This is a genomic window from Mycobacterium shigaense, from assembly GCF_002356315.1.
GTDB classification, from domain to species: domain Bacteria; phylum Actinomycetota; class Actinomycetes; order Mycobacteriales; family Mycobacteriaceae; genus Mycobacterium; species Mycobacterium shigaense.
Window position 1 is genome coordinate 4,620,989 of the sequence record NZ_AP018164.1, and the last position, 24,077, is coordinate 4,645,065.

Annotated in this window: 25 protein-coding genes; 16 read left to right on the forward strand and 9 right to left on the reverse strand. The window is 66.6% G+C overall.

Features of this window, described 5'->3' with window-relative positions; translation table 11 throughout:
• The first annotated feature begins 26 nt into the window (after window positions 1-26).
• Window positions 27-830 (forward strand): TIGR04255 family protein, encoded by an 804-nt coding sequence (locus MSG_RS21630; protein ID WP_096442873.1) that lies wholly within the window; start codon window positions 27-29, stop codon window positions 828-830.
• A 145-nt stretch (window positions 831-975) separates the two neighbouring features.
• Window positions 976-1,383 carry an ArsR/SmtB family transcription factor gene (locus MSG_RS21635; RefSeq protein WP_096444718.1) on the forward strand — a complete coding sequence of 136 codons (408 nt, stop codon included), beginning with the start codon at window positions 976-978 and terminating at the stop codon, window positions 1,381-1,383.
• Here MSG_RS21635 and MSG_RS26265 read toward each other — a convergent pair.
• Window positions 1,342-1,650, reverse strand: coding sequence for a hypothetical protein (locus MSG_RS26265; RefSeq protein WP_181159213.1), 309 nt, complete (start codon window positions 1,648-1,650; stop codon window positions 1,342-1,344). The genes MSG_RS21635 and MSG_RS26265 overlap by 42 nt on opposite strands.
• A 7-nt stretch (window positions 1,651-1,657) precedes the next feature.
• On the reverse strand, window positions 1,658-2,716 hold the full coding sequence (locus MSG_RS21645; RefSeq protein WP_096442875.1) for an oxygenase MpaB family protein: 1,059 nt from the start codon (window positions 2,714-2,716) through the stop codon (window positions 1,658-1,660).
• Window positions 2,717-2,784: 68 nt separating this feature from the next.
• Between MSG_RS21645 and MSG_RS21650 the strand changes: the two genes are divergently transcribed.
• The 5 genes from MSG_RS21650 to phoU all read left to right on the forward strand — a co-directional run bounded on the left by MSG_RS21650 (window position 2,785) and on the right by phoU (window position 8,723).
• On the forward strand, window positions 2,785-3,396 hold the full coding sequence (locus MSG_RS21650) for a TetR/AcrR family transcriptional regulator (RefSeq protein WP_096442877.1): 612 nt from the start codon (window positions 2,785-2,787) through the stop codon (window positions 3,394-3,396).
• Window positions 3,397-3,487: 91 nt separating this feature from the next.
• Window positions 3,488-4,510, forward strand: coding sequence for an acyl-ACP desaturase (locus tag MSG_RS21655; RefSeq protein WP_096442879.1), 1,023 nt, complete (start codon window positions 3,488-3,490; stop codon window positions 4,508-4,510).
• Between the two features lie 7 nt (window positions 4,511-4,517).
• Entirely contained in the window at window positions 4,518-5,651 is a 1,134-nt protein-coding gene (dusB, locus tag MSG_RS21660) for a tRNA dihydrouridine synthase DusB (RefSeq protein ID WP_096442881.1), read from the forward strand.
• 217 nt (window positions 5,652-5,868) lie between these two features.
• Window positions 5,869-7,998, forward strand: a complete 2,130-nt coding sequence (locus MSG_RS21665) for an LCP family protein (RefSeq protein ID WP_096442883.1) — start codon at window positions 5,869-5,871, stop codon at window positions 7,996-7,998.
• A gap of 56 nt (window positions 7,999-8,054) precedes the next feature.
• Window positions 8,055-8,723, forward strand: a complete 669-nt coding sequence (gene phoU / locus MSG_RS21670) for a phosphate signaling complex protein PhoU (protein WP_096442885.1) — start codon at window positions 8,055-8,057, stop codon at window positions 8,721-8,723.
• A gap of 13 nt (window positions 8,724-8,736) precedes the next feature.
• Here the strand turns inward: phoU and pstB are convergent, their stop codons facing one another.
• From pstB to MSG_RS21700, 6 genes are all read right to left on the reverse strand, one after another.
• On the reverse strand, window positions 8,737-9,513 hold the full coding sequence (gene pstB / locus MSG_RS21675) for a phosphate ABC transporter ATP-binding protein PstB (RefSeq protein WP_096442887.1): 777 nt from the start codon (window positions 9,511-9,513) through the stop codon (window positions 8,737-8,739).
• A 13-nt stretch (window positions 9,514-9,526) separates the two neighbouring features.
• The gene (gene pstA / locus MSG_RS21680; RefSeq protein WP_096442889.1) at window positions 9,527-10,441 is read right to left on the reverse strand and encodes a phosphate ABC transporter permease PstA; all 915 of its coding nucleotides are present in this window, start codon (window positions 10,439-10,441) and stop codon (window positions 9,527-9,529) included.
• A complete protein-coding gene (gene pstC, locus MSG_RS21685; RefSeq protein ID WP_373421186.1) occupies window positions 10,438-11,469 on the reverse strand; it encodes a phosphate ABC transporter permease subunit PstC in 1,032 nt (343 codons plus the stop codon). Before pstC ends, pstA begins: the two co-directional genes overlap by 4 nt.
• Window positions 11,470-11,518: 49 nt before the next feature.
• Window positions 11,519-12,643 (reverse strand): phosphate ABC transporter substrate-binding protein PstS, encoded by a 1,125-nt coding sequence (pstS, locus tag MSG_RS21690; RefSeq protein ID WP_096442893.1) that lies wholly within the window; start codon window positions 12,641-12,643, stop codon window positions 11,519-11,521.
• Between the two features lie 174 nt (window positions 12,644-12,817).
• Window positions 12,818-13,756 (reverse strand): mycothiol synthase, encoded by a 939-nt coding sequence (mshD, locus tag MSG_RS21695; RefSeq protein WP_096442895.1) that lies wholly within the window; start codon window positions 13,754-13,756, stop codon window positions 12,818-12,820.
• On the reverse strand, window positions 13,753-14,520 hold the full coding sequence (locus MSG_RS21700; RefSeq protein ID WP_096442897.1) for a winged helix-turn-helix transcriptional regulator: 768 nt from the start codon (window positions 14,518-14,520) through the stop codon (window positions 13,753-13,755). The genes mshD and MSG_RS21700 overlap by 4 nt, the downstream gene beginning before the upstream one ends.
• A 203-nt stretch (window positions 14,521-14,723) precedes the next feature.
• Between MSG_RS21700 and lmeA the strand changes: the two genes are divergently transcribed.
• From lmeA to MSG_RS21745, 9 genes are all read left to right on the forward strand, one after another.
• A complete protein-coding gene (lmeA, locus tag MSG_RS21705; RefSeq protein ID WP_096442899.1) occupies window positions 14,724-15,536 on the forward strand; it encodes a mannan chain length control protein LmeA in 813 nt (270 codons plus the stop codon).
• 73 nt (window positions 15,537-15,609) lie between these two features.
• Complete coding sequence (locus MSG_RS21710; RefSeq protein ID WP_096444720.1) at window positions 15,610-16,032, forward strand: thioredoxin family protein; 423 nt, start codon at window positions 15,610-15,612, stop codon at window positions 16,030-16,032.
• Between the two features lie 29 nt (window positions 16,033-16,061).
• The gene (locus MSG_RS26270) at window positions 16,062-16,157 is read left to right on the forward strand and encodes a putative leader peptide (protein WP_373421187.1); all 96 of its coding nucleotides are present in this window, start codon (window positions 16,062-16,064) and stop codon (window positions 16,155-16,157) included.
• A 98-nt stretch (window positions 16,158-16,255) separates the two neighbouring features.
• Window positions 16,256-16,720 carry a DUF4395 domain-containing protein gene (locus tag MSG_RS21715; RefSeq protein WP_096442901.1) on the forward strand — a complete coding sequence of 155 codons (465 nt, stop codon included), beginning with the start codon at window positions 16,256-16,258 and terminating at the stop codon, window positions 16,718-16,720.
• 34 nt (window positions 16,721-16,754) lie between these two features.
• Window positions 16,755-17,588 (forward strand): sulfurtransferase, encoded by an 834-nt coding sequence (locus MSG_RS21720; protein WP_096442903.1) that lies wholly within the window; start codon window positions 16,755-16,757, stop codon window positions 17,586-17,588.
• Window position 17,589: 1 nt separating this feature from the next.
• A complete protein-coding gene (locus MSG_RS21725) occupies window positions 17,590-17,892 on the forward strand; it encodes a DUF1416 domain-containing protein (RefSeq protein ID WP_096442905.1) in 303 nt (100 codons plus the stop codon).
• A gap of 157 nt (window positions 17,893-18,049) precedes the next feature.
• Window positions 18,050-18,718 (forward strand): nitrobindin family protein, encoded by a 669-nt coding sequence (locus MSG_RS21735; protein WP_096442909.1) that lies wholly within the window; start codon window positions 18,050-18,052, stop codon window positions 18,716-18,718.
• Between the two features lie 125 nt (window positions 18,719-18,843).
• Window positions 18,844-21,219, forward strand: a complete 2,376-nt coding sequence (locus tag MSG_RS21740) for a hypothetical protein (protein ID WP_096442911.1) — start codon at window positions 18,844-18,846, stop codon at window positions 21,217-21,219.
• A 155-nt stretch (window positions 21,220-21,374) separates the two neighbouring features.
• Window positions 21,375-22,925 carry a sensor domain-containing protein gene (locus MSG_RS21745; RefSeq protein WP_096442913.1) on the forward strand — a complete coding sequence of 517 codons (1,551 nt, stop codon included), beginning with the start codon at window positions 21,375-21,377 and terminating at the stop codon, window positions 22,923-22,925.
• A gap of 241 nt (window positions 22,926-23,166) precedes the next feature.
• Here MSG_RS21745 and MSG_RS21750 read toward each other — a convergent pair whose 3' ends face one another.
• Complete coding sequence (locus MSG_RS21750) at window positions 23,167-24,036, reverse strand: aminodeoxychorismate lyase (protein ID WP_096444721.1); 870 nt, start codon at window positions 24,034-24,036, stop codon at window positions 23,167-23,169.
• Window positions 24,037-24,077: the final 41 nt, after the last annotated feature.

Consider the following 24,077-nt stretch of genomic DNA (forward strand, 5'->3'; position numbering starts at 1 on the left):
GGGTTTAGCGGCAAGACAGCTTGGCTATGCTTCGCGGGGTGACTGTCGATGCGCCGGAGCCGTCGGCCCCCATAGCCCTGGTGACGATGGAGATTCGCCACCCGGCAACGGATTCTCTCGACGAGGCATCGCACACCGAACTCAAGCACCGCCTCGCCGATCACCTGCCGATCGAACGCCAGGCCCAAGAGGCCGCGTGGGGTCCCGGCGGCAGCCCGTCGCCCACGGCCGAACGCTTCGTCCGGTTCGTCAACCGGGATAACACGATTGCCGCCTCGATTAGGACCCAGGCGGTCATCGTCGAAACGACCGCATACACCAGTTTCGAGGCCCTGGCGGACGCGGCGATGCACGTCGTGGACGCCCGAGCCGAGATTTCCTCGATCGTCGGGGTGGAACGCATCGGCCTGCGCTACGTCCTGGAAATCCGGGTGCCCACGGGCGAGGACGGTCGCATCGAGTGGGCCAACTGGATCGCCGAGCCGCTGCTCGGGCCGCATCGCATCGCGCCCGGCGGTTTGAGCCTGACGGAGTGGCAGGGCGCCGCGGTCTTCCGCGAGGCGCAGCCGGGCAAGTCGTTGATCGTGCGGTACGGGCCGGGACTCGGTCAGGCACTTGATCCCAACTACCACTTGCGCCGCACCCTGCCGGTCGACCCCGGACCGTTCTTCCTCGTCGACATCGACAGCTTTTGGACGCCGTCCGCGTCCATTCCCGAGTTCGATCGGGACTCCGCCCGCGCGACTTTTCACAATCTCTACGAGCCGGCGCGCACCGCCTTCGACGAGTTGCTCACCGGCCGCGCGAGGGACGAATTGCTGCGCTCTTAGCGGGGGGCGCGTCCCTGACCATGCCGATGCGCTTTCAGCCCGAAGACGCCGCGTCGGAGGTCTACCGGCTTGGAACGAGCGCAATGGCGCGGAGCGCAAGTCGACGGCGATTCCGGCCGGGTGACGTTTGGACTATTATCTGCGTATGCACGCAGATAATGCCGATGGCCGACTGCCCGACGACCAGGTCAGTCTGGTTGTTGAAGTCTTCCGGATGCTGGCAGACGCCACCCGCGTGCAGGTGTTGTGGTCGCTGGCACGCCGCGAGATGTCGGTCAACGAACTTGCAGAGCACGTGGGCAAGCCAGCACCGTCGGTTTCCCAACATCTGGCGAAGCTGCGGATGGCGCGCCTGGTACGCACCCGCCGGGACGGAACCACCATCTTCTACAGCCTGGAGAACGACCACGTCCGCCAGCTCGTCATCGACGCTGTCTTCAATGCCGAGCACGCTGGCCCGGGGGTGCCCGGGCATCACCGCGACGAGGGTGGTTTGAAGGCAGTCGCCGCATCATCCTCGGCCCGGCGGACGAGCAGGCCGAGTCACACGTGAAATAACTACGCTGACAATGTATTCGGATTGGAGTTGATCATGACAGAGCCACACACTCACGCTGGGCCACACGCGCACGAACACCAGCATGGCGAGGTCGCGCACGCTCACGCTCACACTAGGCACGATCACGACCACCTCACGCACGAGCACGCCCACACCCACCAAGACGGAACCGAGCACGTCCATCAGCACGTGCACGAATCCGGCCTCGAGGAAGCGCACGATCACTCCCACAGTTAGCAAACCCGCCTTCGCGGCGGCCACCGCGCGATCAGACCTCGGGGCAGTAGTGCATCGGGTTGTCGCGCTCGTCGAGGGGCGGCAGGTTCCGCGCGGGGGTGTGCACCAGCGGCGCATCGGCCGGGATGCGTCCGGCGACGCGGTCCAGGCCGGCCCTCGCCCGCGGATGCTTGCGGAATCGGGTTGGCACACAAGCGAATACGAGTCGTACGGCGTCGCCGAACCGACGGTGCAGCCATTCGTCGCGCCGCGACCACTGGTAGCCCATCAGGTCACGCACCGGCTGGTCGTAGAGACCGACGGTGAACCAGACGAAGAAGGGGGCCAGCAGCCTGCGCTGCGCCGCCCACATCCAATCCGGCAGCCACCGCGCGTAGGGCGGTTTGGGCAGTTCGGTCAGATCGAGGACAGCGCGTGCGGCCCAATTGTCTTCTAATACGTTGCGGCACATTTGGTCCCAGTAGACCTGAAAGTCCTCCCAGGAGGCCGGCACCGGCCGCATGCTCATGCCGTACATGCGATACCAATCGATGTGCTCGTCGAACAGCTGGCGCTTCTGCGCCTCGGTCAGGCCGCCGCAAAAGCGTTCCGCGACGATAATGGTGCCGACAAAAAAGGTGGCGTGCGCCCAATAGAAGACGTCGGGGTTCAGTGCGTGGTAGCGGCGGCCTTGTTCGTCTACCCCCTTGATGTCCACGTGATAGTCACGCACCTCAGCGCCGGTGGTGGGGGCGCGGTCCCCGTCGAACACGACACCGCCGATCGGATACAACGAGCGCAGCAGGCGCGGCCAGCGCTCCCGGAAGAAGGTCGAGTGGTCGGCGACGGCGGCACCCAGTTGCGGGTGCATGTTCTGCATGGAGCCCGCCCACGGGCCCTGCAACATGCCGCGCCAGTCCCCGAAGTAACGCCACGTCAGCGACTCCGGCCCGAGCGGTTTCGGCGGGGCGTCGTAGCCCAGCGGCGACACCGGACAACCGCTGGCGAGTTCCTCGGCCCCGGCCGCACCCGCCGCCTGCGCGGTGGTAGCTGCGTCGCTACTGGCTCCGGCGCTGGTCAGCGGGCAGACTGCGGACGTATGTTGGGTCACGGTCGTACCCCCCGGTCGATACGCTGATTCTGACTACGTGCGTTGTCATTTCCAAGCTTAGGAGCGATGTGCCGTCCGGTCAACGACGGGGCCGTTGGTCCGGTGTCCCGCTGGAGAGTCGCTACGCCCTGCGCCGCGACAATCTGATCGCCGCGGGTGTACAGCTGCTGGGCGCCGAGAAGGGGCCCGCGTTGACCGTCCGTGCCGTCTGCCGCAAGGCCGCGCTGACCGAACGCTACTTCTACGAGAGCTTCTCCGATCGTGACGAATTCGTGCGCGCGGTCTACGACCACGTCTGCACGCGCGCGATGGAAACGCTGACGTCGGCCGACACCCCCCGCGAAGCCGTCGAGCAGTTCGTCGAGCTGATGGTCGACGACCCCGTGCGCGGCCGCGTGCTGCTGCTCGCGCCGGCGGTCGAGCCGGTCCTGACGCAGTCGGGCGCGGCGTGGATGCCGACCTTCATCGACCTGCTGCAGCGCAAGCTGTCCCGGATCGGCGATCCCGTGCTGCAGAAGATGATCGCCACCAGCCTGGTCGGCGGCTTGTCCAGTTTGTTCACCGCGTATCTGAACCGGCAGCTCGGGGCGACCCGCACGCAGTTCATCGATTACTGCGTCAACATGCTGTTCACCACGGCCGCGCCGTATGTGCCGGCCACCGAGGCCGAGTCCGATTAGTTATCGCGCCGTGCCGGGTGGAAACTTGCTGCTACTGGGGTACACAGATATATTGACTGCTACCAATAGACACAGATAACTGGGGGTTGTCATGTCCGGCACGCTGACCGACCTACAGCTGCTGCACGACCTTGAACCGGTGGTGGAGAAGTACCTCAACCGACACCTGAGTATGCACAAGCCCTGGAACCCGCACGACTACATTCCGTGGTCCGACGGCAAGAACTTCTACGCGCTCGGCGGCCAGGACTGGGATCCCGAGCAGAGCAAACTCTCCGATCTCGCCCAGGTGGCGATGGTCCAGAACCTGATGACCGAGGACAATCTGCCCTCCTATCACCGCGAGATCGCGATGAACTTCGGCCTGGACGGCGCGTGGGGTACCTGGGTCAACCGGTGGACCGCCGAGGAGAACCGGCACGGCATCGCGCTGCGCGACTACCTGGTGGTGACCCGCGCGGTCGACCCGGTCGAGCTGGAGAAGCTGCGTATCGAGGTGGTCAACCGCGGCTTCAGCCCGGGCCAGAACCACCAGGTGCGGGCCGACCTGTTCGCCGAGAGCCTGTTCGATTCCGTCATCTACGTGACGTTCCAGGAGCTGGCGACCCGGATCTCGCACCGCAATACGGGCAAGGCGTGCAACGAAGCCGTCGCTGATCAGTTGCTGGGCAAGATCTCGGCCGACGAGAACCTGCACATGATCTTCTACCGCGACGTGAGCGAGGCCGGGTTCGAGATCTCACCCGACCAGGCGATGAGGTCGCTGCACAAGGTGCTGCGCAACTTCCAGATGCCCGGTTACCAAGTGCCGGACTTCCGGCGCAAGGCCGTCTTCATCGCCGTCGGCGGCGTGTACGACCCTCGCATCCACCTCGACGACGTGGTCATGCCGGTGCTGAAGAAATGGCGCATCTTTGAGCGCGAGGACTTCACCGGCGAGGCCGCCGCGATGCGCGACGACCTCGCGCTGCTGATCGAGGAACTCGAGCAGGCCTGCGACAAGTTCGAGGTCTCCAAGCAGCGCCAGCTCGACCGCGAGGCCCGCACCGGCAAGAAGGTCACCGCCGTCGAACTCCACCGAACCGCCGGCACGCTGACCATGAGCGGGCGGTAACCCGGCGGTGCGCATCGGACCCATCGCGCTCGCCAGCCCGGTGGTGCTGGCACCGATGGCCGGCGTGACCAACGTCGCGTTCCGGACCCTGTGTCGCGAACTGGAACAGTCGAAGGTCGGCACGGTCAGCGGGCTCTACGTCTGCGAGATGGTGACGGCGCGCGCACTCGTCGAGCGCCACCCCGTCACCATGCACATGACGACGTTCTCCCCGCAGGAGACGCCGCGCTCGCTGCAGCTCTACACCATCGACCCGGCCACCACGTACGCGGCCGCCAGGATGATCGCGGACGAGGGCCTGGCCGACCACATCGACATGAACTTCGGTTGCCCGGTGCCCAAGGTCACCAAGCGCGGCGGTGGCGCGGCGCTGCCGTTCAAGCGGCGGCTTTTCGGCCAGATCGTCGCCGCGGCCGTGCGCGGCACTGGCGGCACCGACATTCCGGTGACCGTCAAATTCCGCGTCGGTATCGACGACGACCACCACACCCACCTCGACGCCGGCCGCATCGCCGAATCCGAAGGCGCGGCGGCGGTCGCCCTGCACGCCAGGACCGCGGCCCAGCGCTACTCCGGCACCGCCGATTGGGAACAGATCGCGCGGCTCAAACAGCAGGTGCGAACCATTCCCGTACTCGGCAACGGCGACATCTATGAGGCCAACGACGCGCTGACCATGATGGCCACCACCGGCTGCGACGGCGTCGTCATTGGCCGGGGCTGCCTGGGCCGGCCGTGGCTGTTCGCCGAGCTGTCGGCCGCCTTCACCGGAAGCCCGCCGCCGGACCCGCCGAACCTCGGCGAGGTCGCCGACATCATCCGCCGGCACGGCGAGCTGCTTGCCGCGCATTTCGGCGAGGACAAAGGCATGCGCGATATTCGTAAGCATGTCGCGTGGTACCTGCACGGCTTTCCCGCCGGCTCGGAGCTGCGCCGGGCCCTGGCGCTGGTCAAGACGCTCGGCGAACTCGACTGCCTGTTGCGCGAACTGGACGGCAGCATCCCGTTCCCGGACGCGGCGACCGGTCCGCGCGGCCGGCAGGGTTCGCCCGCGCGGGTGGCGCTCCCGGACGGCTGGCTGACCGACCCCGACGACTGCACGGTTCCGGCCGGAGCCGACGTCATGCACTCGGGCGGCTGAGCCCCACTTCGAAATCGCGTCCACGCCGATTAGTCAGTACGATGTGGACCTTGCTGGATTGCGCTCAGGTGGCGGTTCGGTCTATCCCGCTGCACGAGGGCTACTGACAACGCGCACACCCAGGGAGCGCGGGTCGCACCACCTGCTAGCGGCAGCGCCGCCGCGACGCGATGCCGAGACAACCGACGTCCGCAATTGAGCTTCGGAGGCGTAGGACATGAGGGAGCGCGACACTGACGCCACTTCCGGCCGTCAGCGCGCGTCGCGCACCGCTTCGGACCCCCTGACCGCGTCGACGCAGAGCGCGGCGCCGTGGGAGCGGTTTGAACCAGCCTTCGACGACAACCTGCACCGGTGGCAGCCGGAGCCGCCTGCCCAGACGTACCCGGAAGACCCGGAACCGCCCGCCGCCGAGCCCGTCGGGCATCCGGCACGCGACACCGAACGGGCGGGGTCTCATGCCAGCGGCGGACTCAGCGTCGCCGATCTGATCGCCAAGGTCGGCGCGCAAACCGGTGCGCAACGCACGCATCATCATCTGGATCGGGACCCCGAGCCCGCCCCGCCCCCACCCCTCGAACTGCAAGACGCCCAGGTCATCGAGACCCCCGCGTACTCGCTGGAAGTCTTCTCGGAGCTGCCCGTCCTGGAGACCACCAACTACCCGGGCGTCGACGAGCCCGAACCGGATCAAGACACCGACCCGAAAGCCGGTTCGCGACTTGAGAAGTCGCGGCGAATCCGCATGAAGCAACCCCTGCCGGACGCGGCGACGGACCGCAGGTCTTGCCGGCGGCCGGTGCTGCTGGCCGGTCGCTCGCTGGCAGCGGCAACCGCGGTGCTGGCCCTGGTATTCACCGGCGGCGCTTGGCAGTGGAGTTCGTCAAAGAACGCACGGCTCAACGTCATCAGCGCGCTGGATCCAAACTCGAGCGACATCCGCGACCCCAACGGGCAGTACGGAGACGAAGACTTCTTGATCGTCGGCGTCGACTCGCGCGCCGGGGACAACGCCAACATGGGTGCCGGCGATACCGACGACGCCGACGGTGCGCGGTCGGACACCGTGATGCTGGTGAACATCCCGGCGAACCGCAAACGGGTGGTCGCCGTGTCCTTCCCGCGCGACCTGGCGATCACCCCCATGCAATGCGAAGCGTGGAACCCAACCACCGGGAAGTACGGACCCCCCTACGACGAGAAGACGAAGACGTGGGGTTCCAAGATGGTCTACACCGAGACCAAATTGAACTCGGCGTACGCCTTTGGCGGTCCGAAATGCCTGGTGAAGGAAATCCAGAAGCTCTCCGGATTGAGCATCAACCGCTTCGTCGCCGTCGATTTCTCCGGCTTCGCGAAGGTGGTCGACGCGCTCGGCGGCGTCGAGGTGTGCAGCAGGACGCCGCTGCACGACTACGAGCTCGGTACGGTCCTGTCCCGTTCGGGTCGCCAGGTCGTCGACGGAACGACGGCGCTGAACTACGTCCGGGCCCGGCAGGTGTCCACGGAGAACAACGGTGACTACGGCCGCATCAAACGCCAGCAGTTGTTCCTGTCGTCGCTGCTGCGTTCGCTCATCTCCGATGACACCCTGACCGACCTCGGCAAGCTCAACAACGTCGTCAACATCATCGCCGGCAACACCTACGTCGACAACGTCAAGACCAAGGATCTGGTCGAGCTCGGCCGGTCGCTGCAAGGCACGGCGGCCGGGCACTTCACCTTTGTGACCGTGCCGACCGGCGTGACCGACCAGAACGGCGACGAGCCGCCGCGGACGTCCGACATGCGCGCCCTGTTCGACGCCATTATCAACGACGATCCGCTGCCGATGGAAAACGACCACAACGCGCAGGCCTTGGACACTCCCCGATCCGGCACGCCCACCACCAAGAAGTCAGCACCGCCCAGCGCCGCTCCCGAGGCTCAGCACCAGCAGGTGACCACCGCGTCACCCGAGGACATCACCGTGCGCGTCTCCAACGCGACCAGCCAGAGCGGTCTTGCCACGACGGTGACCGGTCAGCTCAAGCAGAACGGCTTCAACGTGATGTCCCCGGATGACTACTCCAGTCAGGTGAATGCCACCACGGTGCTCTTCTCAGCCGGCAACGAGCAGGCGGCCGCGACGGTGGCCTCGACGTTCGCCAGTCCGAAACTCGAACGCGTCTCGGGTTACGGGCAAGTCGTCCAGGTCGTACTGGGCCCCGACTTCAAATCGGTCAGCGCTCCCCCGCCCACCGGCTCGTCGGTCAACGTCCAGATAGACCGCAACCCGGGCAACGCGTCGCCCAAACTGCCCGAGGACCTGACGGTGACCAACGCGGCCGATACCACCTGCGAATAAGCATGTTTCATTCCAGTCGGCCACACTTTTCCCGCACCGAGAAGTAGGCTGGCGGCATGCGGACCGCCTACCATGAGCAGCTCGCGGATCTGTCCGAGAAGCTTGGCGAGATGTGCGGGTTAGCCGGTGTTGCGATGGAACGCGCCACCCAAGCACTGCTGCAGGCCGACCTTGTGCTGGCCGAGCAGGTGATCTCCGGTCACGCGGAGATCGCCGCCTTGAGCACCCGCGCCGAGGAGAGTGCGTTCGTACTGCTGGCCTTGCAGGCGCCGGTCGCCGGTGACCTGCGGTCCATCGTGAGCGCCATCCAGATGGTCGCCGACATCGACCGGATGGGTGCACTGGCCCTGCATGTCGCCAAGATCGCCCGGCGCCGTCACCCGCAGCACGCGCTGCCCGAGGAAGTCAACGGATATTTCGCCGAGATGGGTAGAGTGGCAGTCGAATTGGGCAACAGCGCGCAAGAGGTGTTGCTGTCCCGCGACCCCGAGAAGGCCGCGCGGATCCGCGAAGAAGACGACGCCATGGACGACCTGCATCGGCACCTGTTCTCAGTGCTGATGGACCGGGAATGGCGGCATGGCGTGGCGGCGGCGGTCGACGTCACGCTGTTGGGGAGGTTCTACGAGCGCTTCGCCGACCACGCCGTCGAAGTGGCGCGGCGCGTCATCTTCCAGGCGACCGGCAGGTTTCCCGAGGACGAGGCATCACAGCCCTCCTATTGAGCGACGTCGGCCACTAGCCGAAGCGGCCCGAGATGTAGTCCTCGGTGGCCTTCTCGGCGGGGTTGGAGAAGATCTTCTCGGTGTCATCGATCTCGACGAGCCGGCCGGGCTTGCCCGCCGCTTCCAGGTTGAAGAACGCGGTGTAATCGCTGACCCGGGCGGCCTGCTGCATGTTGTGGGTGACGATGACGATCGTGTAATCCTGCTTCAACTCGCCGATCAGTTCCTCGATCGCCATCGTCGAAATCGGGTCCAGCGCCGAGCACGGCTCGTCCATCAGCAACACGTCGGGCTGCACGGCGATCGCCCGCGCGATGCACAACCGCTGCTGCTGCCCGCCCGACAAACCACCGCCGGGCTTGGTCAGACGGTCCTTGACCTCGTCCCACAGGTTCGCCCCGCGCAGTGAGTATTCGACGGTATCGTCGAGCAGTTTGCGGTTTCGCACACCCTGCAGCTTCAGGCCGGCCACCACGTTATCGCGAATGGACATGGCGGGGAACGGGTTCGGCCGCTGAAACACCATGCCGATGGCGCGACGCACGCCGACGGGATCGACGCCGGGACCGTAGATGTTCTCGTCGTCGAGCAGCACGGTGCCATCGACCCGGGCGCCCGCAATGACCTCGTGCATCCGGTTCAAGGTGCGCAACACCGTCGTCTTACCGCACCCGGACGCGCCGATGAACGCGGTGACGCTGCGGGGCAGAATCGACAGAGTCACATCGGCGACGGCGTGAAACGGTCCGTAGTAGATGTTGACGTCTTTCATGTCTAAGCGCTTGGCCACTGGTATTCCTTGCCTATGGACTCTTCGGGGCAAAAAACATCGAGACCACCCTGGCCCCGATATTGATGACGGCAATGATCGCTATCAGTGTGAGCGCTGCGCCCCATAATCGCTCGGTGGGAACCGGATTGACGCCGGCACCGGCCGACGTCTGGTCGTACATCATTCCCGGCAGCGTCCCCATGAACCCGCGGAAAATATTCAGATTGATCGCCTGGGAATAGCCGACCAGGATCAGCAGCGGCGCCGTCTCGCCCAGCACCCTGGCCACCGCCAACAGGATCCCCGTGACTATGCCCGACAATCCGGTCGGAATCACCACTCTGGCAATGGTTTTCCACTTCGGCACGCCCAGGGCGTAGCTGGCTTCGCGCAGATCCGCCGGAACGATCCGCAACATCTCTTCGGTGGCCCGCACGATGACCGGCAGCATCAGCAACACCAGCGCCAGCGACGCGGCAAGCTGCGAACGGGGAAAGCCGAGGGTCGCCACGAACAGTGCGTAGATGAACAGCGCCGCCACGATCGCAGGCACACCACTGAGGATGTCCACCATGAACGACGTCAGCCTGGCCAGCGGGCTTCCGCCGCCGTACTCGACCAGGTACACCGCGATCAGCAGGCCGATCGGCACGGAGATCGCGGCGCACACCACGCCCTGCAGCAGCGTGCCGAGGATCGCGTGGTAGGCACCACCGCCGCTCACGAAGGCCGTCATCCCCGCTTGCGAATGCGTCCACCACGCCGAGGTCGCGATCGCCCGGAAGCCCCTGACGGCGACCGAGCACAACACCCAGAGCAACGGCGCCAAGGCGATCAGCAGCGACAGCGAAACAAGGACCGTCGCAACATTATTCGCCACGCGTCGACGCGGGCTGAGCGTGGACAGCTTCCTGGCCTTGAGTGGCCGGTCGAAGATAGTGGTCATCGAGCGCCTCGCGGTGTTCGGGCCACGGCCGCCCGGGCCACGGCGTCGGCCGCAAACGTCAGGGCGAAGAGCACCAGGCCCGCGGCTATGTACGCGCCGGCCTTGTATTCGTTGTTGAATTCCCATGCAGCAGAGGCGATCTTGGTCGCAAAGGTCGAACCACCGTCGAATAGTGACCAGCCGAACGGTGTTTGGGTGCCACGAAGGATGAGCAGCAAGGCCACTGTCTCGCCCAGCGCACGTCCCAGACCGAGCACCGCACCGCTGAAGTAGCCCGACCGCCCGAACGGCAGCACCGTGGTCTTGACCACCTCCCAGCGAGTCGCGCCGAGTGCGAGCGCGGCCTCGATCTCGTCGTGGGGGGTCTTGACGAACACTTCGCGGGCGACCGCGGCGATGATCGGCAGGATCATCACCGCCAAAACGACTCCGCCGGTGAAGATTGTGCCGCCGCCGGCCACCGACGCGTTGCCGGTGGCGAACAGAAAGCACCAGCCCATCCAGTGGTTCAGCCAGACCGCCACGGGTCGCAATTGCGGTGCCAGCACATGCAGGCCCCAGATCCCGTAGATGATCGAGGGCACGGCGGCCAGCAGGTCGACGGTGTATGCCAACGGCGCGGCGAGCCGGCGCGGCGCGTACTGGGTGAGAAAGATGGCGACGCCCAACGCAACGGGCATCGCCAGGATCAAGGCGAACAGGGATACGCACACCGTCACCTGCAACAGGTCGGAGATCCCGAAGTGCATCGACGACGGGTCGGTGGTGATCCACTTACCGCCGTAGGTGAAGAAGTTCTCCCGGTTGTGCCGCAACGCCGGAATCGCGCGAATCAGCAGGAATCCGCCGATCGCGACGACGAGCACGACGATCAGGGCACCCGAGGCCTCGGCCATCCGGCGGACGATCCCGTCGCCCCAGTGGGACCCCGCATCGTCCCATGACGTGCTGCGCGTCACCGCCGACTCGGCGGATGGCGCGGAGACGACCGCGCCCGATCCTGAGTGGGCTGGGTTTGGCGTTGTCACTGTGATCCCGTCACGGCTGGTTCTGCTATTGCTCCTGGAACCCGAGGGTCTACTGCATCGCGTTGATGGCGGTGATCAGTCGCCCTTTGACCTTATCCGGCAATGGCACGTAGCCGTCCGATGAGAGACCGCTCTGCCCGTTGTTGGCGGCCAGCGTCAGAAACGACTTGATGGCCTGGGCGGTCTGCAGGTCGTAGCCCTTCGAGCAGACGATCTCGTAAGTGGCCAGCATCAACGGGTAAATCCCGGGCTGCTGTGCGGCGTGCATCGAGTTCATGTCCAGCACCAAGTCGTTGCCGCTGACCACGAAAGCGGCCAAGTCGACCGCCTTGGCGGCGGTCTCGTTGGTCAGCGGTACCACTCCGTTGCCGGTGTCGAGCTGGGCGTACGGAATGCCCGCCTGGTCGGCCAGGCCCTTCTCGACATAGCCGATGGCGCCGCGAACGGACCGCACGGCCTGGACGACGCCCGCCGACTTCGCCGCGCCTTCGCCGACGCCACCCTGAAATTCGGTCCCGACGCCTTTGGTCCAGCTCTCCGGCGCCGCGACCGTCAGGAACTTCTGCACGTTGTCGGTGGTGCCCGACGAGTCGACCCGGTAGATCGGCATGACCGCGGTGTCGGGCAGGGCCAGGCCCGGGTTGAGCGCCACCAGAATCGGATCGTTCCACGACGCGATCCGGCCGGTGAAGATCTTGGCCAGGGCGTTACCGCTGAGTGTGAGCGTCCGCAGACCCGGCAGGTTGTAGACCAACGCGATCGACCCGAACACCAGCGGCAGGTCCCAGGCAGGCTGCCCATTGCAGCGTCTGGCGGCCGGCCCGATCTGATCCGCGGTCAGCGGCGAATCCGATCCGGCGAAGTCGACATGACCGGCGATGAATTGCTCGCGGCCGGCGCCCGACCCGGTCGGGTTGTACGAAAGCGCTTTCCCCGGGCAGTACTGGGCCCACACGTGGCTGAACAGGGCCATGGCGTTCTGCTGGGCGGTGGACCCTTCCGACGACAAATGGTTTTTGCCGGTGCAGGCCACCGTGCCGGCCGCCCCCGACATGATTGCCGCCGAGGCGCCGTGCCGATTGTCGTCGCTACCGCAGGCGGTTAGCCCGCCGCTGACGAGCACCGTCGCCGACACCCCCGCCGCGAGCGTCCTGCCCACCCTGCCGAGCTTCACCTATCTCGCTTTCTGACGAATCCTCGACCACTGTGGCCGCCGCCGACCATCGCCCGTGCGGCGTTGCCGAGTCACCGCGAAACTATGCGTTGATCGCGGCCGACAAGAGTGCCTAGCCGGTGAATGTGCGGTGAATAATCGGGACTCGCGTGCACTGCTGCCTGCGTCTTCTCCTCAACCGGTGGGCGCGGCCGCAGCATAGGCGGTGTCGACGCTGTAGGTCGCGAAGCCGAGTCGCTGGTAGGTGCGGACCGCGGCGACGTTGTCCGACTCCACGTACAGCAGCACCCTCGGTTCGGCGCCGCCTGCTGTCGTGTCGGCCAGCCGCCGGGCCAACGATTCGACACCGACGGCCGTCAACGCTTTGCCCAGGCCACGGCCCTGCATCGACGGATCGACGCCGACGACGTAGACCTCGCCGAGAGCCGGCTGATCGAGGTGCACCTTGGTCCAATGGAAGCCCAGCAGTTTGCCGGGCTGGTCGCTGGCCGCGTCGCCGAACGCCAGGAACAGCCCCGCCGGGTCGAACCACGGTTCGCTGCGCCGCTCGGCCAGGTCGGCCTCGGTCCACCCGCCCTGCTCGGGGTGACCGACGAATGCGGCGTTGTTGACCCGCAACAGTTCGGCGTCGTCGTCGGTGCCCGCGTAGGTCCGGATCAGCACTCCGGGCCCGGGGTTGCCGGCGTCGGGCACATCGCGCAGCGACCGTCGCATCTGGACGAGCTCACGTACCGTGACCAGGCCCAGTGCGGACGCCGTCGCCTGAGCCGGCGGCAAGGTGCCATGCGCCCAGAATCGGTTGCGCCCGGACGTCCTGGCCAGCGCCGCGCGCGCCATCGCCGCCCCGACCCCGCGCCGTCGCGCATGCGGATGCACCACGAGCTCAGCCATCCCCGCCTCCTCGTCACGCGGCCGGGTGAGATTGAGGTAGCCGAGCACGGCATTGTCGGCGGAGGTAACCAGCAGATGATCGGTGCGTTCGTGACCGAGCTCTCGCAGCACCTGTTCGCCGACGGGTGCTACCCCATCGAATTCGGTTGCGGCCGTAATGAGTTCGCGCACTGCCCGCTGTTCGTCGGCGCCCAGCGCGCCGCGCCAGTCGGGCGAGGTCACTGAGTGTGCAACGGGTCGACCAAGGGGTCTTGCAGGCTCTCTGAGTCGGACTCGGCATCGTCGTTGTCCGACGCGGGGATCGGTGCCCGTCCGCGCGCAGGCCGGACGGCTTTGTAACCGACATTGCGCACCGTGCCGATCAACGCTTCGTACTCCGGGCCGAGCTTCGCCCGCAGCCGCCGTACGTGCACATCGACCGTGCGCGTTCCGCCGAAGAAGTCATACCCCCACACCTCGTGCAGCAGTTGGGCCCGGGTGAAGACCCGGCCGGCGTGCTGGGCGAGATACTTCAGCAGCTCGAATTCCTTGTAGGTGAGGTCAAGCGGGCGACCCCGCAGCCGCGCCGTGTAGGTGCCCTCGTCGATCACCAGCTCGCCGAGGCTGACCTTGCCCGCGCTCTCCTGGTCGGCCAGGCCGCCGCGGCGGCCGACGACCAGCCGGATCCTGGCGTCGATCTCCGCGGGCCCGGTGCTGGGCAGCAGGATTTCGTCCAATCCCCAGTCGGCGCTGATCGCCACCAGCCCGCCCTCGCTGACGATCGCGACGACCGGGACGGACCGGCCCGCCGTGCTCAGCAGGCGGCACAACCCGCGAGCCGACGACAGGTCGGTGCGCGCGTCAACCAGGACTGCGTCGGCGGTTCCGGCCTCCAGCAACGAGGCGGGCTCGGCCGGCGCCGTACGCACGGTGTGCGGAAGCAGCGACAACGATGGCAGGACCGGGTCGGGATGCAGCTCCGAGGTCAGCAGTAACAGCTCCAACAAGCCCCTCCAACTCGTGGGGACAGGCACTCCCATTTCGTCAGGAAATATGGCGTTAGTGGCCAGGTCATCTAACGATAACGTGCGACCTGGTGTTTGGCCTGGCGATAAGCCGCTTCCGCGCGGAGTGTGACGAAGCGCTCCCGCAGCGTCTGCGGCGTGGCCAGCCCGCCTCCGGCCACGCGGGTGGACAGACAGGCCACAATATGCGGATGCGCAAAGTGCTGATCAGCATGATCGCAGCGGTTGCCACCGTCGCGGTGATCGTCATCGGCGCCGTCGGCGTCGACTACGGAGCCAGCATTTACGCCGAATACCGGCTGTCGTCCACCGTGCGCAAGGTGGCGGATCTGGGGTCGGACCCCTTCGTGGCCATCGTTGCCTTCCCCTTCCTTCCGCAGGCGATGCGCGGCCACTACAACCAGGTAGAGATCAAGGCCAACGCCGTCGACCACACGATGGTGGGCAAGGCAACCCTGGAAGCCACGATGTACTCCGTCGACCTTACGTATGCATCCTGGCTGATCAGGCCCGACGCCAGGCTGCCGGTGGGCAAGCTGGAGAGCCGCATCATCATCGACTCGACGCACCTGGCTCGGTATATAGGGATCACCGACCTGATGGTCGAGGCCCCGGCCAAGGAGACGAACACCGCCACCGGCGGCGTGACCGCGTCGGGCATCTCCGACAGCCACGGCCTGGTGTTCAGCGGCACGCCGCACGTGGCCGGTTTCGACCGCCGGGTCAGCATCTCGGTGGACCTTTCCATCGCACCAGAGGACCCGGAGACGCTGGTGTTCACCCCGACCGGTGTCCTCACCGGGCCCGACACAGCCAACCAAACCGTCCCGGATGACAAGCGCGACGCGGTGCTGCACGCGTTCAGCGCCCGGCTGCCCAATCAGCGGCTGCCGTTCGGGCTGGCGCCGCACACCGTGGGCGCGCGCGGGTCGGACGTCATCATCGAAGGCATCGCGACGGGAGTAACTATCACCCTCGAGGAGTTCAAACAGTCATGACACGCGCCGGCGACGATACAAATAGATCCGATGAAGTGGGGGCACCTCCCGCTTGCGGGGGAGAGTGGCGCACATGACTACTGTGCTCGTCGCGATCGTGGCGGCGTTTGCGCTGGCGGCCGCCGTCGGCTGGTTGCTGACCAGGCGGTCGGGAAGCGTGCGAGAGGTTGCCGCGGAGGCCGGGGACAGCGCCGGCGCGGATGCCACCGACTTGGGCTTGTCGACCTCCGGGCCGACCATCGTGCATTTCAGCGCACCGTGGTGCGGACCCTGCGACCGGGTGCGCCGGGTGGTCGATCAGGTCTGCGGAGACATGGGCGCGGTGGCCCATGTCGAGATCGACATCGACGCCAATCCGGCCGCCGCCCGACGCTTTTCGGTGCTGTCACTGCCTACGACGCTGATCTTCGATGTCGACGGACGGCAGCGCTACCGGGCATCGGGCATTCCCAAGGCGGTCGATCTACGGTCGGCGCTCGAGCCTCTATTGGCCTGACCACCGTGTGTTTGGGTAAGCTAGCCAGCGTGTCAACCCGCCTGGAGCCCACGCTCACCACGCGACGCGCAGTCGATCTGTGCCGTATCGCGGGCGGTTGTTGTCGCTGTTGTTGTATCTGCTGAGTCGCCGCGCCACTTTCGCGTAGCACTCCGAGCAGCCCGGCCCCCTGACCGTGGCATGCCCCTCCAGCAGTTTGTTCAGCGCATTCAAGGAGTAATTCGTGTCAACCAGTAACCCCACCGCCGCCATCGATCGGGTGGACGTCCGCGGCCCCCGGTTCGCCGCCTGGGTGACCACCGCAGTGCTGCTGATCGCGCTGATCGTCTCGGCGGTGAGCCCGGCGGCGGCCGCGATAATCCTGGCCGTGCAGGCCGTGATCTTCGCGATCGGCGCCTTGGGCGGCCCGCGCCGCCACCCCTATGGCAAAATCTTTGCGAGCCTGGTCGCGCCCCGGCTGGGACCGGTCACAGAACGCGAACCCGTACCACCGTTGAAGTTCGCCCAGCTGGTCGGATTCATCTTTGCGGTCGCCGCCACCGCCGGATTTGCCCTTCAAGTACCCTTGCTGGGCGTCATTGCCGCCGCGTTCGCACTGGTAGCAGCATTTTTGAATGCGGCTTTCGGGATCTGCCTGGGCTGCCAGCTCTACCCGCTGGTCGCCCGCTTCCGCCACGTCCCGGCTTAACGCACCACCTCACAAGCAATCGAAAGGATCTCCCATGGCACGCTCCGACGTCCTGGTCTCAGCTGACTGGGCCGAGAGCAATCTTGACGCCGCGAACGTCGTCTTCGTCGAAGTCGACGAGGACACCAGCGCCTACGACGACGGACACATCGCCGGTGCCGTGCGGCTGGACTGGCGCACCGATTTGCAAGACCCGATCAAGCGCGACTTCGTCGACGCCCAGCAGTTCTCCAAACTGCTCAGCGAGCGCGGCATCGCCAACGACGACACCGTGATCCTCTACGGCGGCAACAACAACTGGTTCGCCGCCTACGCCTACTGGTACTTCAAGCTGTACGGACACCAGAGCGTCAAGCTACTCGACGGTGGCCGCAAGAAATGGGAACTCGACGGGCGCCCGTTGTCCAAGGACGCCGTCAGCCGGCCCCCGACTTCGTATTCCGCTGCCCCGCCAGACAATTCGATCCGCGCGTTCCGGGACGAGGTCATTGCGGCCATCAACACCAAGAACCTTGTGGACGTCCGCTCGCCCGACGAATTCTCGGGCAAGATTCTGGCGCCCGCGCATCTGCCGCAGGAGCAAAGCCAGCGGCCCGGGCACATTCCGGGAGCGATAAACGTGCCGTGGAGCAAGGCCGCCAATGACGACGGCACCTTCAGATCCGACGAAGAACTGGCCAAGTTGTACACCGACGCCGGCTTGGATGGCACCAAGGAAACTATTGCCTACTGTCGGATCGGGGAACGTTCTTCGCACACCTGGTTTGTGCTGCGGGAATTACTCGGGCACCGGAGTGTCAAGAACTACGACGGCAGTTGGACGGAATACGGCTCCCTGGTGGGCGCCCCGATCGAGTTGGGAAGCTGATATGTGCTCTGCACCGAAGCAAGGACTGACGTTGCCCGCCAGCGTCGACCTCGAAAAGGAGACGGTGGTTACGGGCCGCGTCGTGGACCACGATGGACAAGCCGTCGGGGGTGCCTTCGTCCGGCTGCTGGATTCGTCCGGTGAGTTCACGGCCGAGGTCGTCGCGTCGGCCACCGGCGAGTTCCGCTTCTTCGCCGCGCCCGGATCCTGGACCCTGCGGGCCTTGTCCAAGGCTGGAAACGGCGACGCCGTGGTGAGCCCGTCGGGTGCGGGCATCCACGAGGTGGACATTAAGATCGGCTGACGTGTGCGCCAGACCGGGATGTCCCGGAGTGCGCTCCGCGCAAGCCGAATAGACTTGTCGGCGTGGTGCTCTTCTTCGAGATCATGCTGGTCGTGTCCGTCGTGATCATCTCGTGGTTTGCGCTGTACACGCTGTACCGGCTCATCACCGACGAGTCGTGAGTTCCGAGGACAGCGCTGACACACCGGCCGGGCCCGCGGGCGCTGGCGACCGCGCCGTGGCCGCCGCTGCAGAGCGCGCCAAGGTGACGGCGGCGCGCAACATCCCGGGTTTCGACGACCTGCCGCTGCCCGCCGACACCGCGAACCTGCGCGAGGGCGCCGACCTGAACGATGCGCTGCTCGCGTTACTGCCCCTGGTGGGGGTGTGGCGCGGCGAAGGCGAAGGCCGCGGACCGGACGGCGACTACCGGTTCGGCCAGCAGATCGTGGTCTCCCACGACGGCGGCGACTACCTGAATTGGGAAGCCCGCTCCTGGAATCTCGACGAGACGGGCGGCTATCGGGAGCCCGGCCTGCGTGAGACAGGCTTTTGGCGATTCGTCCGCGATCCCGACGACCCGACCGAGTCCCAGGCGATCGAGCTGTTGCTGGCCCACTCCTCCGGGTACATCGAATTGTTCTACGGACGTCCGCGTAACCAATCCTCGTGGGAGCTGGTCACCGATGCCCTGGCCCGCAGCCGCTCAGGCGTGCTGGTCGGGGGTGCCAAACGCCTGTACGGCATCGTCGAGGGCGGCGACCTCGCCTACGTCGAGGAGCGGGTGGACGCCGACGGCGGATTGGTGCCGCATTTGTCGGCGCGGCTGTCCCGATTCGTCGGATAGCGACGCGCGCGTTTCGCCGGCCGCTAACCCGCGACGCGCACCGCTCATGCTTTGCCTTCGGCCGACCTTTCGCGTGTACTGTTCGACGTCCGAGCAGCCGGTATTCCAGAAAGGGAGGTCGGCGGATGCGTGAAAAGAAGCCGCCCCCGCCCGCATTGCGCTGGGCCGTGACCGCGGCCGGCCTGTTGCTCATCGCTTATCTCGCCGTCATCGCGCTGCGCCCCTCGATCCTGGACGCGCTGCCGCCGGCGGTGCGCTGGTTCGGCAAGCCGGGATCCATGCCAACGCTGATGATCGTGGTGGTCGTCCTGGTATGGGCGTCGGTGCTGACCTTCCGATCGGGCAACAGCCGGCGGTTGGTCGGTGTTTCGTTCAGCCTGATCGCAGCTCTCGTCCCCATGACGGCGGTGCTGGGACTCAGCGCGTATTGGGGGTGCCACGACGCGAACCACCCCGCGTTTTTCACGCCGATGATGGCGACGGCCAGCTTGGTCAAAGGCGGCACGGGCGATTTCTCCGTCGGCGGGCGAACCTGCCCGAACCCCACACCGGTCGGCCTGGAACTGGCGCGGATCGCGGCGCTGTCGGCGATATTCACCGGGCTGGGCGGTGTCGTCGTCGGCGCCTTCCGGTCCCAAGTCGACCGGCTGCGTGCCAACATCGCCGAGTCCGTCACCGCCATCGTCGGGGTCGACGCCGACACCGAGTCGATGGTCAGCGGGGTGGCACGGACGTTGGAACGGCGCAGCACGCTGGTCCTGCTCACCGGCGCCAGCGACGACCGTGCGCAACGGGCTCGCCGACAGGGCGCGCGGGTGGTCTTGGTGGACTTGAACACCCCCGAGACCCTGGTGTCACTTCGCTTGTGGCGCCGCCTTTCTCGGCTCTACCTGATGGCGCCAGACCCGGCAGTCAACCTGTTGTGGCTGGACCTGATCAGCAAACGGCTCGCCGAGGTCGCCCACAAGCAGCGGCTACCCCTCATCGTGCGGATGGACGACCCGTGGCTGGCCCAAGCGTGGCGGGCCCAGCAATTCGGCGGATCGGACACCCGATGGGCGGCCGACGTGGTCGGGAAATACGAGGTGACCGCCCGTAGGCTCCTCGACAGCATCCTCACGACGAGCCGAACGAATCGGGTATTCGTATGCGGCACTTCGCAATTGACCTTGGCCTTGTGCGCGGATCTGACCCAGCGCGCCCTGGAACGCGACTTCTACACCCCGCCCGACGCGGTGCCACTGCCCGCGCTCACGTTGGTCGAAAGGGACGCCGAAGACTACCTGCGGGATCACGAGTTCCACCGCCAGCAGGCCGGATTCATGTCGGAGGGCCCGAACATCGACGCGGTAGCCGAGGCGCCGACGATCCCGACCTTGCTTAAGCTGGTCGCCGACGCCGACCCGTCGACGAGCGCGGTGATATTCGTCGACGCCCACGCCGCGACACCCGCCGCCCGGCTGGCCGCCCGCTTTCCCGAGATGCCCATCTACGCCTCGGATCTCAACACCAGCCTCGACGACGACTCGATCCAGGTCGTCGGCCGAATGCAGTCCTACTCGCTGGTGCTCGACACCCGCGAAGGTCAGGTCCAGGACGCGTGGGAGCGCGCGGCGCGGCTTATCCACGAGCGCTACGTCTCCACCATCGACCCGAGTTGGACACGGGGGCCCGCATCGGTGCCGTGGGCCGACCTCAGCGAGTTCTACCGCGGATCCAACCGGCGCCAGGTGCGCAACGCCCTATGGATGGTCGAGCAGATCGCGGGTCACACGTGGAATACCTGGGGCAGGCCGCCCAAACAACTGTCCGGCAGCGAGATGTCGAGACTGACGCCCCTGGAACAGCTCGCGCTGATGGGATTCGACGAGCACTCCTCGATGAGCATGGCCCGAGCCGAGCACGAGGACTGGTGCCGCTACTACCGGCGCAACGGCTGGAAACACGGTACGCCCCGCGACGATTCGCGCAAGATCCACGACAAGCTGGTCGACTGGTCCGTGGTGGAAAGCGACCCGGAGCTGCTCAACGCCGCGGTCCGCAGCCTCGCCGCCACCCTATGGAGCTTGCGCCAGCTGGGGTTTCGGTCGCGGCCGATCTGGCAGTCGTTCACCAGGATCGGCACGGTGGCCGCCGAGCAACGCAGCGCCCCGTGGACCTGGACGTCGGATTCCGGGCACACCATGCGCGCCGACGCCGGCGACTGGGCGGTGACCGAGGACGGCAAAACCTGGTCCGTCCGCGACGACATCTTTCGCGACACCTACGAGCCCGCGGGCGCGGGGGTCTGGCAGCGAAAGGGACGCGTACAAGCTCGCCCGGCTTACCCGGGCGAAACCGTCTCCACGCTCGAGGGGGAGGCGACCGCAGCCGAGGGCGACTGGATCGTGCGCGGAACCACCGGCGAGCAATGGCCGGTTCCCGGTGACGAATTCGCGCGCCGCTATGCCGAACTACAGTCGGCCGCAGAAGCCGACGTGCACGACGGCGACGCCCGGTGAGCGTTGGCGTCCGACCGAACCCGGCAACAACCAAAATTTGCGCATCCCCGGGTGCCCCGACACTGATACGGTATCGACGCATGTGCAAAAAGGGGCTCGCGCCTGCAGGCTTTCGCCACGTCCGTTCACTCTGCGTCCAGCTTTAGGAGACTGTGATGGCGCTGTTCATCAGCTACTCGAGCCAAGACAGGACGACGGTCGACGCACTGACGACCGCCCTGCGCCGCGGCCAGCAGCAGGTGTGGTTCGACCAGGAACTCGGCGGCGGCGACTCCTGGTGGAACAAGATTTTGGAGCAGATCCGCGCTTGTGACGTCTTCATCGTCGCGCTGTCGAACAACTGGCTGCAGTCCAAGCCCAGCCAGTCCGAGTTGCGCTACGCCAAGGCGCTGAACCGGCCGATCCTGCCCGTGCGGATCGGTGACGTCGATAGCATGCGGGTGAATCCCCTTGCCGCGTTGCAGATCATCGATTACCGCGAACCCAGCATCGACGCCGGCATCCAGTTGGTCACCGCGGTGCATCAGCTCCGTAGCAAGCCCGCGCCGCTGCCGGACCCGCTGCCCGAAGAGCCGCCGGTGCCGTTCGGCTACATCACCCGGCTGGGCAACCAGATGGCCGAAAAGGAACTCAGCCCCCAGCAGCAGCTGCAGCTGTTGGTCGAGTTACGGTCCGGCCTCGACGAGGACGGCGACGACCCCAGCGCCCGCGGCGACATCGCCCAGCTGCTGCGGATGCTGCGGCTGCGGCACGACGTCACCTACCGCACCCGAAGCGAGATCGACAACGTCCTCGCCGAGATCGAGGCCAAGGACAATCCGTCCGGCGCAGCCGCAGCAGCAGGCGCCAAGACGCAAGCGACGACGACGCCCGCGGCCACCGCTACCGCCACCGCCACGACCGAGACCACCGCTCCTGCCGCACCCGCCGCCGGTGCGGTCACCGGCGGCGGGTCCAACAAGCGGCTGATCCTCATCGGCGGCGCGGCATTGGCCGTCATCGCGGTGATCGCGATCGTCGTCGTGCTGACCACGCAGGGTGGCAAGACCAAGCCGGCCCCGAAGGCCACTCCCAATTCGACTTCGGCCGTGAATTCGGCGCCGGGCGCGGTTGCCCAGACCCCGCCGGACTCCGCCACCTCGGCCAAGCTGGACTCTTATCTGCTCACGCCGGCCGATGTCGGCGCCGTGGTGGGCGACCCCAATCTCGTCGTCTCGGAGAAGACCTCGGTGCTGCGTAACTCCCGGGGAACGCTATCCAACCCGGATTGCAAGGGAGCATACGAACCCCTCGAAGAGTCGGTCTACAGCGGGGCGGCCGGCTTCACGGCGGCGAGCGGTCAGGCCGTGCGCACGCCCGGCGAAAAGCAGACCCACCGGGTCTTCGAGTCCGTTGCGGCATTCTCGTCACCCGACGCGGCCGAGGCATTCGTGCGGGCGTCGGCGGACAAGTGGAAAGCATGCACCGGGCAATCGGTCACGGTGACATTCAACGGCAAGACGTCGGGATGGACGTTCGGTGAGGTGACCGGCACCGTGCCGAAGATCTTCCAGCAGCGGACGCAGGCAGACGGCGCGCGGTTTTGTCATCACGCGCTGCACGCGACGAACAACATCGTCGTCGATCTCCTGCTGTGCGGCCCGGACGCCGAAACTGGCCAGGCCGGCAAGATCGCCGAGCAGATTGCAAAGAAAGTGGACGACTAACCCCCCATACATGGAACGACCCCCGAGCCAATCTCCCAGTTGGACAGACCGGGAAGCTCGGGGGCCGGGTGGCTACGGGGAATTCGCCAGCGCGCGTTGATCGCTAGCTCTTCCGAGCCAATGCAGCTAGCGCGTAGCCACCTCACATGTCCATGAAGCTAGCAATTTCGCGGACCACCTCCCTTCCTGTGTACGGCCGACCGTACCCGCCAATGCGCGAGCCGACAACAGAATTCAGCGCCTAGCGATCGCTGACGATCGCGGCATCGATCAGTTCGGTGAATTCGGTGGCGATCGGAGATCGGGACAGTCGACAGCCGTCGAGCGTGTGCACGCGGGCGGCCAACGTCATGCTAGAGACCAGCCAAATCCCTTGGGCAGCATGCAAATCCGGCACCCGTAGCGCCCGGTAGTCACAGTCGTAACCCTTGGCCCGGGCCACTTCGAACAAGGCCTGCTGCGTCGTGCCGCGCAGGATCGGATACCACGGCGGCGGTGTCAAAAGACACAGGTTGCCGGCGCCGGCTTCGTCATCCGTGGCGATCACCACCGTCGAGCGCGGCCCCTCCAAGATCAGGCCGTCCGAGCTGACGAAGATGACGTCACCGGCGCCCTGGCGGGCGGCGTGGCGCAGGGCGGCCATGTTGACCGCGTACGACAGCGTTTTGGCGCCGGCCAGCAGCCACGGCATCGCATCGGCGCCCTTGGCGGGCAGCCCGCGGTCCAGGGTCACCGCGGCCAGCCCGTCGCGCCGCACCGCGGCGACCCGTTCGGGGACGGGGTTGACCGTCACGTAGGCGGTCGGCGCCGAACCGCCTTCGCGGCCCCGGCTGTAGACCAGGCGCAGCGCGCCCTCGTCCGCGGTGCCCGCGGCCCACTCCCCCGCGGCCAGGGCGATCGCGCGCCGCCACGCTGCAAGGTCGGGTTCGGGGAGGTCCATCAGCTTGGCCGACTGGCCCAGGCGCTGCAGATGCGGCCCGACCAGGCAGGCGGCGCCGTCGCGGACCAGCAGCGTCTCGAAGGCGCCGTCGCCGCGCACCGCGGCGAGGTCGTCGGCGTGCAGCAGCGGGGTATTCGGCGGCTGAATCTCGCCGTCGAGCGTGACGATCACACTCCGCGGGCCGGCCATGGAGACAGAGCCTAGCCGGGGCG

Coding starts and splice junctions, on each gene's coding strand:
- phoU (WP_096442885.1), top strand. CDS start 8,055: ATGCGGACCGCCTACCATGAGCAGCTCGCGGATCTGTCCGAGAAGCTT.
- MSG_RS21745 (WP_096442913.1), top strand. CDS start 21,375: ATGGCGCTGTTCATCAGCTACTCGAGCCAAGACAGGACGACGGTCGAC.
- MSG_RS21655 (WP_096442879.1), top strand. CDS start 3,488: ATGTCCGGCACGCTGACCGACCTACAGCTGCTGCACGACCTTGAACCG.
- pstA (WP_096442889.1), bottom strand. CDS start 10,441: ATGACCACTATCTTCGACCGGCCACTCAAGGCCAGGAAGCTGTCCACG.
- lmeA (WP_096442899.1), top strand. CDS start 14,724: ATGCGGATGCGCAAAGTGCTGATCAGCATGATCGCAGCGGTTGCCACC.
- MSG_RS21725 (WP_096442905.1), top strand. CDS start 17,590: ATGTGCTCTGCACCGAAGCAAGGACTGACGTTGCCCGCCAGCGTCGAC.
- MSG_RS21710 (WP_096444720.1), top strand. CDS start 15,610: ATGACTACTGTGCTCGTCGCGATCGTGGCGGCGTTTGCGCTGGCGGCC.
- MSG_RS21720 (WP_096442903.1), top strand. CDS start 16,755: ATGGCACGCTCCGACGTCCTGGTCTCAGCTGACTGGGCCGAGAGCAAT.
- MSG_RS21635 (WP_096444718.1), top strand. CDS start 976: ATGCACGCAGATAATGCCGATGGCCGACTGCCCGACGACCAGGTCAGT.
- MSG_RS21630 (WP_096442873.1), top strand. CDS start 27: ATGCTTCGCGGGGTGACTGTCGATGCGCCGGAGCCGTCGGCCCCCATA.
- MSG_RS21740 (WP_096442911.1), top strand. CDS start 18,844: ATGCGTGAAAAGAAGCCGCCCCCGCCCGCATTGCGCTGGGCCGTGACC.
- MSG_RS21665 (WP_096442883.1), top strand. CDS start 5,869: ATGAGGGAGCGCGACACTGACGCCACTTCCGGCCGTCAGCGCGCGTCG.